The sequence below is a fragment of the Bacillus sp. AY18-3 genome, assembly GCF_008042305.1.
GTDB classification, from domain to species: Bacteria; Bacillota; Bacilli; order Bacillales; family Bacillaceae_G; genus Bacillus_A; species Bacillus_A wiedmannii.
On sequence record NZ_QKQR01000030.1, the window covers coordinates 33,276 to 45,341 of the forward strand.

Annotated in this window: 15 protein-coding genes and 1 pseudogene; 4 read left to right on the forward strand and 12 right to left on the reverse strand. The window is 33.9% G+C overall.

The window, feature by feature from the left end:
- Positions 1–226: 226 nt before the first annotated feature.
- Positions 227–848, reverse strand: a pseudogene (locus DM800_RS22770) (DUF4085 family protein).
- Between the two features lie 220 nt (positions 849–1,068).
- Here DM800_RS22770 and DM800_RS22775 point away from each other — a divergent pair.
- Positions 1,069–1,665, forward strand: coding sequence for a hypothetical protein (locus DM800_RS22775; protein WP_088063671.1), 597 nt, complete (start codon positions 1,069–1,071; stop codon positions 1,663–1,665).
- Between the two features lie 82 nt (positions 1,666–1,747).
- Here DM800_RS22775 and lpdA read toward each other — a convergent pair whose 3' ends face one another.
- The 5 genes from lpdA to DM800_RS22800 all read right to left on the reverse strand — a co-directional run bounded on the left by lpdA (position 1,748) and on the right by DM800_RS22800 (position 7,069).
- Positions 1,748–3,127, reverse strand: coding sequence for a dihydrolipoyl dehydrogenase (gene lpdA / locus DM800_RS22780; RefSeq protein WP_147787637.1), 1,380 nt, complete (start codon positions 3,125–3,127; stop codon positions 1,748–1,750).
- A gap of 15 nt (positions 3,128–3,142) precedes the next feature.
- Entirely contained in the window at positions 3,143–4,342 is a 1,200-nt protein-coding gene (locus DM800_RS22785) for a dihydrolipoamide acetyltransferase family protein (protein WP_147787638.1), read from the reverse strand.
- Between the two features lie 27 nt (positions 4,343–4,369).
- Positions 4,370–5,404 (reverse strand): acetoin:2,6-dichlorophenolindophenol oxidoreductase subunit beta, encoded by a 1,035-nt coding sequence (gene acoB / locus DM800_RS22790; RefSeq protein ID WP_147787639.1) that lies wholly within the window; start codon positions 5,402–5,404, stop codon positions 4,370–4,372.
- Positions 5,405–5,421: 17 nt separating this feature from the next.
- The gene (gene acoA / locus DM800_RS22795; RefSeq protein ID WP_147787640.1) at positions 5,422–6,420 is read right to left on the reverse strand and encodes an acetoin:2,6-dichlorophenolindophenol oxidoreductase subunit alpha; all 999 of its coding nucleotides are present in this window, start codon (positions 6,418–6,420) and stop codon (positions 5,422–5,424) included.
- A 169-nt stretch (positions 6,421–6,589) separates the two neighbouring features.
- Positions 6,590–7,069 carry a DinB family protein gene (locus DM800_RS22800; RefSeq protein ID WP_060486729.1) on the reverse strand — a complete coding sequence of 160 codons (480 nt, stop codon included), beginning with the start codon at positions 7,067–7,069 and terminating at the stop codon, positions 6,590–6,592.
- A gap of 187 nt (positions 7,070–7,256) precedes the next feature.
- Here DM800_RS22800 and DM800_RS22805 point away from each other — a divergent pair, with 187 nt between their 5' ends.
- Positions 7,257–8,102 (forward strand): oxidoreductase, encoded by an 846-nt coding sequence (locus tag DM800_RS22805; protein WP_218943203.1) that lies wholly within the window; start codon positions 7,257–7,259, stop codon positions 8,100–8,102.
- A gap of 41 nt (positions 8,103–8,143) precedes the next feature.
- Positions 8,144–8,662 carry a GrpB family protein gene (locus DM800_RS22810; RefSeq protein ID WP_147787642.1) on the forward strand — a complete coding sequence of 173 codons (519 nt, stop codon included), beginning with the start codon at positions 8,144–8,146 and terminating at the stop codon, positions 8,660–8,662.
- Positions 8,663–8,734: 72 nt separating this feature from the next.
- Here DM800_RS22810 and DM800_RS22815 read toward each other — a convergent pair whose 3' ends face one another.
- From DM800_RS22815 to DM800_RS22840, 6 genes are all read right to left on the reverse strand, one after another.
- The gene (locus tag DM800_RS22815) at positions 8,735–9,115 is read right to left on the reverse strand and encodes a DUF4181 domain-containing protein (protein WP_060486726.1); all 381 of its coding nucleotides are present in this window, start codon (positions 9,113–9,115) and stop codon (positions 8,735–8,737) included.
- A gap of 23 nt (positions 9,116–9,138) precedes the next feature.
- A complete protein-coding gene (locus DM800_RS22820; RefSeq protein ID WP_147787643.1) occupies positions 9,139–9,579 on the reverse strand; it encodes an NUDIX domain-containing protein in 441 nt (146 codons plus the stop codon).
- 61 nt (positions 9,580–9,640) lie between these two features.
- Positions 9,641–10,003 (reverse strand): DUF4181 domain-containing protein, encoded by a 363-nt coding sequence (locus DM800_RS22825; RefSeq protein WP_000558206.1) that lies wholly within the window; start codon positions 10,001–10,003, stop codon positions 9,641–9,643.
- 17 nt (positions 10,004–10,020) lie between these two features.
- Positions 10,021–10,863 carry a PP2C family serine/threonine-protein phosphatase gene (locus DM800_RS22830; protein WP_137035753.1) on the reverse strand — a complete coding sequence of 281 codons (843 nt, stop codon included), beginning with the start codon at positions 10,861–10,863 and terminating at the stop codon, positions 10,021–10,023.
- Positions 10,841–11,392, reverse strand: coding sequence for an HIT family protein (locus DM800_RS22835; RefSeq protein ID WP_147787799.1), 552 nt, complete (start codon positions 11,390–11,392; stop codon positions 10,841–10,843). Before DM800_RS22835 ends, DM800_RS22830 begins: the two co-directional genes overlap by 23 nt.
- A gap of 40 nt (positions 11,393–11,432) precedes the next feature.
- A complete protein-coding gene (locus DM800_RS22840; RefSeq protein WP_048547350.1) occupies positions 11,433–11,600 on the reverse strand; it encodes a glycine zipper domain-containing protein in 168 nt (55 codons plus the stop codon).
- Positions 11,601–11,816: 216 nt separating this feature from the next.
- Between DM800_RS22840 and DM800_RS22845 the strand changes: the two genes are divergently transcribed.
- Complete coding sequence (locus DM800_RS22845) at positions 11,817–12,053, forward strand: hypothetical protein (protein WP_147787644.1); 237 nt, start codon at positions 11,817–11,819, stop codon at positions 12,051–12,053.
- Positions 12,054–12,066: the final 13 nt, after the last annotated feature.

Genomic DNA, 12,066 nt, shown 5'->3' on the forward strand with positions numbered 1-12,066 from the left:
CGTTTTACAATATTTTCAATTCTTATTTATTCCGTTTTATACAGTATTCTCCCTCTTTCTATCCTTTTTAACTTGAAAACTTCACCAAAATAATTAAATAATATATATATATATATATAGCAAAGCTGCCCTTTAACAAATATATATTGGAAACTTGATAATTTAGCATCTAAATAAAAAACAGTCTTATAAGACTGTTTTTTTGTTTGTAAAGTTATAAAGTTTACTAGTTACCTATCTCAAGCAATACGTCTTTTGCACAAATTGTCACTTCTTCAAATGGGCCATCAAATAATACACCTAATTCGAACCCTTCATTAGTAAGATCTATTTCATGACATAACCACCAAGCACCTTCAAAATCTTCCGGAATAGAACATTTCGTTACGCCTGTAAAAGTTACTTCCAGTTTATCAAATTCACTGCAAGTACCACTGCAATCTAATATAATAATTAGCGTATCTTTTGATATTCTCTCTACTGATTTGACTACACTGTCATGTAGTGAGTAATCATGTAACTGAATAACATTTGTTGGGAGTTTTTTCTTAATCGAATGGAATTGCTCTAAGTAGAATCGATCTAAATGAGCCCTTCTTTTCTCACAATCCTCTATCCATTCTTTCATAAGTTTTTTCAATTCACTAGAAGGATATTCTGAATTAATTATGGTGTTATGAATAAATGGGTGTATGGATTCAGGAAGGAATTTTAATAAATCTGTTTTCCTTTATTTCCTCTATTAAACTTTGTATATCCATTTCTGACCATTCTTTTATAGACTCTATAAAACTTACAAATTCTATAATTTGCATTTCTTTATACCAATCTCCAGTGAAATTCTTCAATCGCACCACCCCTAAAACATTTTAACATCCCACAAAAGCAATACATCTATTTATTATATCATTCCAATAACTATTTTTTCTAAAGAAAAAATGCAAAACTATAAATATTCCGCCTTTTATTTCTAAAACTTCAGAATATTTACAATAGTTTATAATTAGAATACATTTTACTAGTACAAAGTTTCACCTGTACAAAATCTAAACAAAAAGGGATGGTTATATGTTGAAGAAATTAGTAGCAGGTACACTAGTAGCGGGATTTGCATTCACTGGAGGACTTGGAGTAGCAAGTGCTGAAGAAAAAGCTAACACAATTAAGTCTTTTGATTATTTAAAAGTGGATGAACAGGATGTTAATTCACTTACAAAATTAAGTGATCAGGACAAGAAAGATATCCAAATTACTATGGTATTACCAGAGCAAAATGAAAATGGAGATTGGTTAGCTTACGGTTTTACTAGCCGCGAAACATTAGATGCTTATATTGAAAAGGATAAAAAAGTACTTAAAAATAAAATTAATCCTTTAGGTAGCGGTGCTGGTAGTACTGATTTTTATGAACATAAAGATAAAGGTGGCCAATATATTTACTGGAGCAGCGGTTTTAAAAACTTACCTTCTAGCTGGAATGACAGAATTTCTTCTGTAAGTACAGCATCGCCTTCAGCAAGTTATTCAACGACACTTTGGGAGCATACTTCAACACAAGGCTATGGAAAAGGTGTTGTATTCAAACATGCTGATTGGTACGGTAAAACTGCTAATTTAGCTGCTGATTGGAACGATATTACTTCAGCGATTGACGTAAAAAAATAATAAGATATTCAATTTTCCCTGTAAAAATTCAAACCACTATTCTCTTATTCATTTAGAGAATAGTGGTTTATTAATTTTCTATTTAAGCATGTACAGCATGCCCTACAGCTTGTAATAATGCTTCATGAATCGCTTCAGATAAAGTTGGATGCGCTGCAATATAATCTCTCATAATATCAGCGGTAACTTCTGTATGAATCATTACAGTTCCTTGTCCGATTAGTTCGGTTGCACGAGGACCGATAATAGAAATCCCAACAATTTCTTGATATTTAGGTTCCACGATAACTTTTACTTTACCCGTTTGTTCTCCAATAATAAGCGCTTTTCCGTTCGCTGTAAAAGGAAATTCTCCTATAAGAATATCACCGTATTGTTCTCTTGCATCTTTTTCGTTTAAACCAACACTTGCGATTTCTGGGGATGTGTATATACATCGAGGTACTGCATGATAGTTAACTTTCACATCTTCTCCACTCATATGTAACGCTGCTGTCGTTCCTTCATGGAAAGCAACGTGAGCAAGTTGTATTCCACCAATCACATCACCTGCTGCGTAAATATGTGATACATTTGTTTGCATATGTTCATTCACAGAAATTCCTTTATTTGAAAATTGAACACCTGCTTTTTCTAAATCTAATTTTTGTACACGTGGTTTTCGGCCGACAGAAACGAGAACATATTCCGGATTGGCTTCTTGGATACTTCCTTCATATTCAAATGAAGCTTGCTTCTTATAATTATTTAATCCTTTTAAAGCAGCTCCTGTAAATATTTCTACGCCATCATTTTCTAGTTTATCTCTTAAAATATGTGCGATATCTTCATCTTCACCATGTAATAATTGCGGTGCCATTTCAACAATCGTAACTTTTGTTCCAAGACGACTATAAATACTTGCAAACTCGCAACCTATTACACCACCGCCAACGATTAATAATGATCTCGGTATATTTTCTAGGGACATTGCATGGCTACTATTTAAAATCCACTTCCCATCAAATGGAGCAAAAGGTAATTCAGTCGGTTCTGAACCTGTTGCTATAATGAACTGGTCTCCATCTACTACATCTACTTTATCACCGTGTGTAACTCGTACACGGTGATCCGTTTCAAATTTCGCTTTACCTTGTATAACTTTTATTTTATTTTTCTTCATTAAATATTGAATTCCTTGGACAAGCTGCGTTACGATCTGTGATTTCCTCGCCTGTATTTGCTTCCAATCAATTGATATACTTCCTTTGTTAAGCGTAACTCCGTAATTATTCGCTTTTCTCACAATGTCATGCACTTCCGCACTTTCTAACAATGATTTTGTAGGCATGCAACCAACATTTAAACAAGTCCCGCCAAGATCAGCTTCATCAATAAGAGTGACATCTTTCCCATTTTGAGCCGCGGTAATTGCCGCTACATAGCCAGCAGGTCCGCCTCCAATAACGACTAATTTATTCATTCTCTCACCTTCTCTTTATAAAAGAATTGTTACAGGTTCTTCTAAATAACGTTTAATTGTACGTAAAAATGCAGCTGCTGGTGCGCCGTCTAGTACACGATGATCGAAAGTTAAACTTAAAGGTAATATACTTCCTTTTTTAAATTTTTTCCCTTTATATACTGGAACGTGTTCAATTGCACCAATACCTAAAATACCAGTTTCAGGTGTATTTAATACTGGTGTGAAATATTCAATCCCAAAGCTACCTAAATTACTAATTGTAAAGGTTGTCCCTTGCATATCATCACTACTTAAACTACCTTCTCTTGCTTTTTGTGCCACAATTTTAATTTCTTTAGATAACTCTACTAAAGATAAATTATTAGCAAAGCGAATAGCTGGAACGACTAATCCTTTTTCTAACGCGACTGCCATGCCTAAATGAACATGTTCAAATTGATGAATTGCATCATCTATATAAGCGCTGTTCATTTCTTTATGCTCCGCAAGTGCTAATACAACAGCGCGAGAAACGAAATCCGTAATGGTTAGTTTGTTATCGTATCGTTTTTGTACAACTTCCACTATGTCTTTATGTAAAGCTACTAAATCTGTCACATCTACTTTCATCGTTAATGTTAATTGCGCACTATTTTGTAGGCTTGCATGCATACGGTTTGCGATTGCTTTCCTCATACCAGTCACAGGAATGACTTTACTTTCTTCTTGTTCAAGTACTTCTGGAATTGCAACTCTTTCCTCAAGTGCCTTTAAAACATCTACCTTTGTAATTCTTCCTCCAGGTCCTGTACCAATTAATGATCTAATATCAAGATTTTCAGTTTTTGCAATCTTTTTCGCAACCGGAGATATTTTGATTCTTTGCTTCGCTACTTCTTTCGCATATGGTTCTGGATGTTGTATATTTTTAGGTTCTGCATTAGGTGTTTTTTCTTCTACAACATTTGTATTTTCATAGACTTCTACTATTTCGTTCGGCTTACCGATATAGCAAATTACAGTACCCGGCGGCACTCCCTCATCTTCACTTACAGCTATATCAAGAACAGTTCCATCAGCCGGTGCTTCTATTTCAGTTTCGATTTTTTCCGAGTTAATGCTAGCAATTAGTTCACCTTTTTCTACATTATCACCTGCTTTAATATTCCAGCTCGTAATAATACCTTCTTTCATCGCCATACCTAACTTTGGCATTACAACTTCTACAGCCATGTTTCTCTCTCCCTTCTCATCGTTTCATTACACATGTAATAAAGATTGGTCTCCGATCATTTCTGATACAGTTTCAATTACTTTCTCCGGCGTTGGTAAATATAACTTTTCAAGTGGTGGTGAGAACGGAACTGGTGTATGTGGTGCTGTAATTCGTTTAATAGGTGCATCTAACAAATCGAATCCTTTATCCGCTACAATTGCTGCAATATCCGTTGCGATACTACATCTTGGATTTGCTTCGTCAATAACAATTAGGCGATTCGTTTTTTCAACAGATGCTAAAATCGTATCTTCATCCAGTGGTGATAAAGAACGTGGATCAATTACTTCTACTTCAAGTCCCTTTTTCGATAATTGCTCAGCAGCTGCAAGTGCTGTATGAACTTGTTTTCCAATTGCGACGATTGTTACATCAGAACCTTCACGTTTAATATCTGCTTTCCCTAATGGAATTGTATAGTATTCTTCTGGTACTTCGCCTTTCATATTGTAAAGTGTTTTATCTTCAAAGAAGATAACTGGATCGTCATCTTCAATTGCTGCTAATAATAAGCCTTTTGCGTCATACGGAGTAGAAGGAACGACAACTTTTATACCTGGAATGCTCGTAAATAACGCATATAAACTTTGTGAATGCTGTGCCGCTGCGCTAAAACCAGCACCATGCATCGTACGTACTGTAACTGGCACTTTCGCTTTACCACCGAACATGTAGCGGAACTTTGCGCCTTGGTTTAATACTTGATCAAGACAACTACCGATAAAATCATTAAACATTAATTCAGCAATCGGACGTAATCCTGTTGCAGCAGCTGCCATCGCCGCTCCCATATAACCCGCTTCTGAAATAGGTGTATCTAAAATACGATTTCGACCAAATTCTTGTACAAGGCCTTTCGTAACACCAAGCACACCGCCCCATGCTTCATCGTCTTGCAAGTGATCAACTTGTGCACCGCCTGCAACATCTTCTCCGATTAAAATTACATTTTCATCACGACGCATTGATATTTTCATCGCTTCATTAATTGCAGTTGACATACTTACTGTTCTAGTCATTATTTTTCACCCTCCTCTTATTTGTAAGAAACGTATACATCTTTTAATAATTCTTCATCCTCTGGATATGGACTATTTTCACTAAATTCAATTGATCTTTGCACTGCTTCATCTACTGCCTTTTCCATATCGACAAGTTCAGATTCAGTTAATAGCGCTTCATGAATTAAATGCTTACGGAAATTCACAATCGCATCTTTTTCATTTAAATGTTCTTCTTTTTCTTCTGAAGTTTTATACGTTTGTGCTTCACCTTCGAAATGACCGTAATTGCGATATGTCATACATTCAATTATTGTTGGACCACCACCATTACGCGCACGTTCTACTGCTTCTTCCGCGGCTTTATATACTGCAAGTAAATCTTTTCCATCCACTTGAACACCTGGAATATTGTAAGCTTTTGCTCGATCTGCAATGGAATCACAACTTGACGCATATTCAAATGTCGTTGCTTCACCGTAACCGTTATTTTCAGCGATAAAAATAACTGGTAACTTCCAAATCGCTGCTAAGTTAACCCCTTCGTGAAATGTCCCTTCATTATTTGCTCCGTCACCGAAGAAGCAAACACTCACATCTTTCGTTCCTTTATATTTAGCTGTTAATGCTGAGCCGCAAGCAAGTGGAAAACCTCCGCCTACAATCCCATTTGCACCAAGCATTCCTTTATTTAAATCGGCAATATGCATGGAACCGCCTTTACCTTTACATAACCCTGTCACTTTCCCAAAAAGTTCAGCCATCATCCCGTTTAAATCACAGCCTTTTGCGATACAATGTCCATGTCCTCTATGCGTACTTGTAATACTGTCACGATCCGTTAAGTGGGCACATACACCAACTGCTACCGCTTCTTCACCTGCGTATAAATGAACGAAACCTGGCAGAACGCCTTGGGCGAATAATTCATGCACCTTATCTTCAAACTTACGAATCTCTAACATTTTTCCATACATCCAACGAGCTTGTTCTTTCGTAATTTCATTCCCTTTACTTTCAGTTGTTTTTAACATGTCCAGCCCTCCTATTTTCTTGTTCATCTTTTATATTGCAAGTACTGTGCCAAATTCTAATCATTGATTTCATCGGTTTTCTCTTTCCTTTAGAAATAAAAAAGTGGACAAAATGAGACATATGTCTCGTTTTGTCCACTTTTGTTCACTTAATGTTAGAATGATTATCTTATTCATTATCAAAACTCTTCTGTAACTTCCGGATGTAAATAATTTGACCAATATGATAAGCGTTATGAGTTGTTACATTTGCTAATATTTCCCACCACTTTGCAGAAACAGGAAATCCAACTACATCACTTTCAACCTTCTCTTCATTTATAAGCTTTTGCCATTGTAACAGTTTCTCTAGTAGTTTTTCTCTTAACTCATCGAAGGTTTGATTATTTGAAAGCATAAAACTTTTGTTATTATCACCAATAGCGGGCACGGCATCCACATTCGATTCTTTGTACCTAGTTTGCCACGTTGAATTCCAATACAGTAAATGTTGTACAATTTCAGCTATACTATTACTCTCTTCATTCGGTTTCCAGAAAGCTTCTCTCTCAGGTAGATCTTTCACTGCATCTGAAAATGGAATATACCAACTAGGATCGTTTGCATTTGCTAATAATTGATCTGCTAAAACATCTTTCACATGGGCCATTTTTTTCCCTCATTTCATTAACATATTCATACTCACTTCTCTATATACGCTGAGTCTTTATAATTCCCTTTTTTAAAAATCCCATAGAATATAGAATTAACGGGTATTGCTCTCAATACGAATGTAAGAATAATAGATTTTCTTATCATAACTCGTTATGATAAAAGAAAAAGAAAGCTGGCCGAAAATGGATAAAAAAATCGCAGTTATAACCGGGGCTTCACGTGGTTTCGGTCTTTTAACAACACTTGAGCTTGCGAAAAAAGACTATTTAGTCATAGCTACAATGCGAAACCTTAATAAACAAGAAGATTTAATGTCTCAAGCTACTAAACTGAACTTACAACAAAACATAACAGTTCAACAATTAGATGTAACCGATCAAAACTCTATACATAACTTTCAATTATATATAAAAGAAATAAATAGAGTAGATCTACTTATTAATAACGCAGGATATGCAAATGGGGGCTTTGTAGAAGAAATTCCAGTAGAGGAATACCGTAAACAATTTGAAACGAACCTTTTTGGAGCTATATCAATTACTCAACTTGTATTACCTTATATGAGAGAACAAAAAAGTGGAAAAATCATAAATATAAGCAGCATTAGTGGTCAAGTTGGATTCCCTGGTCTATCTCCTTACGTTTCTTCAAAATATGCGTTAGAAGGCTGGAGTGAATCACTTCGTTTAGAAGTAAAACCGTTCGGAATAGATGTTGTATTAGTGGAACCAGGTTCTTATAACACAAATATATGGGAAGTGGGTAAACAACTAGCTACAAACCAATCTGAAACTACTTCTCCTTACAAAGAATATATGGATAAAATACAAAAACATATTAATAGCGGCAGCGATACATTTGGTAATCCGATAGATGTTTCTAATAAAATTGTAGAAATTGCTGAATCTAAGCGTACGAATTTACGATATCCAATTGGAAAAGGTGTAAAATTTATGATCTTTGCGAAGAGGATTCTTCCTTGGAGATTGTGGGAATACCTTGTATTGAGAACCTTTAAGAAAATGTAGTTAACTTTTTTGATAAACATTTTGAAAGAGGTGCTAATTAAATGTTAGGTTTACCGTATGGAAAAGTGTTTTTAGTTCCGTGGACTGAACAATGGGAAATTGAATTTATGAAAGAGAAACAATTCATTGAGGAACAAATTGACGAACATATTTTAGCAATACACCATATTGGTAGTACCTCTATTCCACATTTAAGTGCAAAGCCAATTATTGATATTGCAATCGAATTAGAAGATTATACGGACGGTTTAACATGTATTAAAAAGTTAGAACTGCTAAACTATAAATATAGAAAAGATGTACTACCTGAACGATATTATTTTAATAAAGGAGAACCACGAACTCATCAAATTCATATGTATGAACAAGGAAATACATATTTAATAGAACAATTACAATTCAGAGATTACTTAATAAACAATAAGACTTCTCGTATACAGTATGAACAGTTAAAGATTCAACTTTCACAAGCTAATCCTAATGATAAACATAAATATGCTGAGGATAAAACAAATTTCGTTACATCTATTATAGCTAAAATAAATGATAAATTTAAATAAGAAACCATTTACTACTCAATGGTTTCTTATTTATTAGTTAACTCTTGATTTGTACCATCAATAATCACCTTATTATGCAGCAGGTGGAACGAAATAAACTAGTATTGAGAGCATCAATATAAATGCAACCATTCCCGTTATCGAGAGTATATATTCTTTTGATTCTCTATCATACTTCCATTCCATCCATGCTCTTAAAGTCGATGATATCCCTAAATAAATGAACATGACATAAGCCATTTTAGAGTTTTCAAATTTAAACATATAATAACAACTACCTATTATATAAATAATAATAAGTCCTATTTCTATTTTTACATGTAAACTATTCACATGCTTATATCCGAAGAAGCCTCTTTTCTCCATATTTAATTTTATTCTTAAACACTGTTCTAAAAAGTAACCACCTATAGCCAGTCCAATAATAATAATCAAGATTGTAGAAATACCCATTGTTATCCCCCCCTCTTATTACTTTATTTATTTTTAGAAATAGAGTGGACTATATTACGTTTATTCTCTTCTGAATAACTTACAATTCCTTCAGGATATGTGGACCTCTCCTTTAATTCATTTATACCTTTCCAAATTAATATAATATCCTCATATTCCTTATGTCTAATTTCATTTATTACCCTGTCTTTAACAATTCCCCTATGTATCAATGTACAATGATGTCCTTTTTCGTTGTCCCACTCGAAAATATGTTCATTTACTACGGCCAATTCTTGAACATCAATCTTCAAATTGTATTCTTCTATTAATTCTCTTACTATTGCTTCTTTTGCTGTTTCACCAAATTCAATGTAACCTCCTGGAAAACGATAAAATGTTTCTCTTAAATCACATTGTACAAGTACGTTAGAATGATCTTCATTTAAAATCATTACTTCAGCACGTAATCGAGGACTTTTCATTTCTTCTCTCCCTATAATTGCTCATTTTGTGATATTGCCATAGTGTCTTAATCAATACGTATTAAATAAGGAAATATAGAATTATCCCCGTTATCAATAGTGATACAACTCCGCCTAAGGACATCAAAAACTCCCTTGATTCTCTATCATATTTCCATTCCATATATGATTCGAAACTATACAACGTAATTAAAAACAGAAAGGGTAGGAAGCCCATGTATAGAGGGTTCGAAAGAGAAGAACATATAATTATAACTACTATATACGAAAAAATAATAATCCTGTTTCCCCATTTATGCAGCTTATTTACATATTTATTATTCCATCCTTTTTGTTTCGGTATATTTAGCCTTTTTCTCACTATATTTTCTAAAACAAATAAGAATATGATCCATAAAACTAATACAATTACTTTCACATGCATTAGAGAGATCACCTCCTTTATCTTATCGTCTGGATTTTCTCCGGCTGATCACTCGGATACGTAGTACTCATTTTGTTCTCTACGTCCCAACTAATAATAGTCGCACTATCTCTCCCTAATTGCTGATGAACGTGTTCTAAAACATTATGAACATTTTCTTTTAGTTCTACATTACTTCCGTTCATATCATTATACAGATTCAATGGTGTTTCATAATGACGTTCCCCGCATTCTAATACCCCATCTGTGACTATTACAATTCGATTCTTTCCAGCACGTAATTCACGAATTCCTGTTGAATAGCAAGGGACTGGTAAATTAAATGTGTTTATATTTCCAATCCATTCGTAAAAATGACGTTGATTTAATGCATATTGTCCTAACTTATGTAACTCTTCATGAAATACATAAACTAAACAATCACCAATAGATAACCACCATATGTAGTTTTCTTTTCTTACACATATTAAGCACGCTGTTTCCCCTTTTACTCTTTTGCACTTTTCTTTAAATGAGAGGGATTGAAAGATTGTAAGTAGATGATTTTCAACAGATCGAAATACTGTATCAATCGATTCATTCATCATTACTTTTATATTTTCATATTCTTTTTGGATTGTATTTACTACTAAATCAACACTTTCCGCACTATTATGTCCATCTAAAATAGCTGCAAATTCCCAATCACCATTTGACCAAACTAACGCACCATCTTCGTTCTTTTTTGCTCCGGCGCTTATATTCCCACCGTATTTTCCAAGTACAACGTCACCATATTGTTTAACTGAAATTTCTCCTAAACACATTTCTGTATTTCCAACCCATGAATATTGTCTATTATTTGTTGTATGCATACTCATTTACCATATACTTTCGTATTCTTTCACATATTTTTTTAATTTTCTCTTCGTCACCATATGGCGCATCAGTCCATTTCGCTACTTCAGTTGGTGACCAAAATTCTTTGGGTGTATTTGGATAACGCGGTATGATGTGCATGTGCATATGTGGTACACCATTTCCTGAAACAAAAGTGTAAATATGCTCTGCACCTTCGCTTTCTTTTAACGCTTTACTTACTCTACTTGTTATAAGTCCGAACGTTTTCGCTTCCTCATCTGTTAGTTCAGCAAGACCAGGTATATGTCTTTTTATATCTATCATTACATAACCAAGGTATGTTTCTTCACTATCCCAGTGGACATGTCCAACATAAACGAGTTCATCTTCATAAATAGCTCCACCTGGAACTGTAATATTTCCATTATGTTTCTCGCAAATAAAGCATTTTCGTTCTACTTGATTATTTGTTGACATATCCATCACCATCCTTTTTATTAATAATATCATAAAAAAAGGAAAAATAGGATTTATATTCCGAAAATTCATTCTTTCAATTCGGCAATTTTTGAAATAAATTTGCACCTTATTATTTCTTCAAAAACGCAATCCCAATTACGATTCCAATCACAATTCCGATTACTAAATTATTAGTAAAAAAACCTTGAAATACACCGATTACAACCCCTATACCGACACCTATTGCCAAGGCATCATTCCTTTTATTATTTTTAGCCAAAATTGCATCTCCTCCCATCATTTCTCCCTAAATAACATACATTTACTTGAATGTATTAATATATTCACTATCTCACTTGAATATTTCCAAAAAATGCACTATAACTTCACATATAATATTTTCCATTTTCTGTACATACTCCTTTTATAATGAAAAATTTCAAGTAACCATTAAATATATATAGGCATTTACTATAAGAAATATCAGTAAGTCATTTAAGGAGGAACGATTCAAATGCATCCTCGTTGGAATCCAAATATAAATCAACAATATGTATATTCCCCCCATCCCGTAAGGAATACATTGCATCAAGATTCACAATATATGATGCAGCGTATTGCAAGTCTTGAAAGTCAATTGGCGAAACTAATCTCATTAATCGACGAAAATAATCAATTAATTAAATCAATGGAACAACACCAAAAACAAGTTTGTGCACCACCTGGTGGTTCTGTCATTGTTCGTATGTAATCTATTCAAACAA

Coding starts and splice junctions, on each gene's coding strand:
- DM800_RS22845 (WP_147787644.1), top strand. CDS start 11,817: ATGCATCCTCGTTGGAATCCAAATATAAATCAACAATATGTATATTCC.
- DM800_RS22785 (WP_147787638.1), bottom strand. CDS start 4,342: ATGGCTGTAGAAGTTGTAATGCCAAAGTTAGGTATGGCGATGAAAGAA.
- DM800_RS22800 (WP_060486729.1), bottom strand. CDS start 7,069: ATGGCCCATGTGAAAGATGTTTTAGCAGATCAATTATTAGCAAATGCA.
- DM800_RS22805 (WP_218943203.1), top strand. CDS start 7,257: ATGGATAAAAAAATCGCAGTTATAACCGGGGCTTCACGTGGTTTCGGT.
- acoB (WP_147787639.1), bottom strand. CDS start 5,404: ATGACTAGAACAGTAAGTATGTCAACTGCAATTAATGAAGCGATGAAA.
- DM800_RS22775 (WP_088063671.1), top strand. CDS start 1,069: ATGTTGAAGAAATTAGTAGCAGGTACACTAGTAGCGGGATTTGCATTC.
- DM800_RS22840 (WP_048547350.1), bottom strand. CDS start 11,600: ATGGGAGGAGATGCAATTTTGGCTAAAAATAATAAAAGGAATGATGCC.
- lpdA (WP_147787637.1), bottom strand. CDS start 3,127: ATGAATAAATTAGTCGTTATTGGAGGCGGACCTGCTGGCTATGTAGCG.
- DM800_RS22810 (WP_147787642.1), top strand. CDS start 8,144: ATGTTAGGTTTACCGTATGGAAAAGTGTTTTTAGTTCCGTGGACTGAA.
- acoA (WP_147787640.1), bottom strand. CDS start 6,420: ATGTTAAAAACAACTGAAAGTAAAGGGAATGAAATTACGAAAGAACAA.
- DM800_RS22825 (WP_000558206.1), bottom strand. CDS start 10,003: ATGCATGTGAAAGTAATTGTATTAGTTTTATGGATCATATTCTTATTT.
- DM800_RS22830 (WP_137035753.1), bottom strand. CDS start 10,863: ATGAGTATGCATACAACAAATAATAGACAATATTCATGGGTTGGAAAT.
- DM800_RS22815 (WP_060486726.1), bottom strand. CDS start 9,115: ATGGGTATTTCTACAATCTTGATTATTATTATTGGACTGGCTATAGGT.
- DM800_RS22835 (WP_147787799.1), bottom strand. CDS start 11,392: ATGAATTTTCGGAATATAAATCCTATTTTTCCTTTTTTTATGATATTA.
- DM800_RS22820 (WP_147787643.1), bottom strand. CDS start 9,579: ATGAAAAGTCCTCGATTACGTGCTGAAGTAATGATTTTAAATGAAGAT.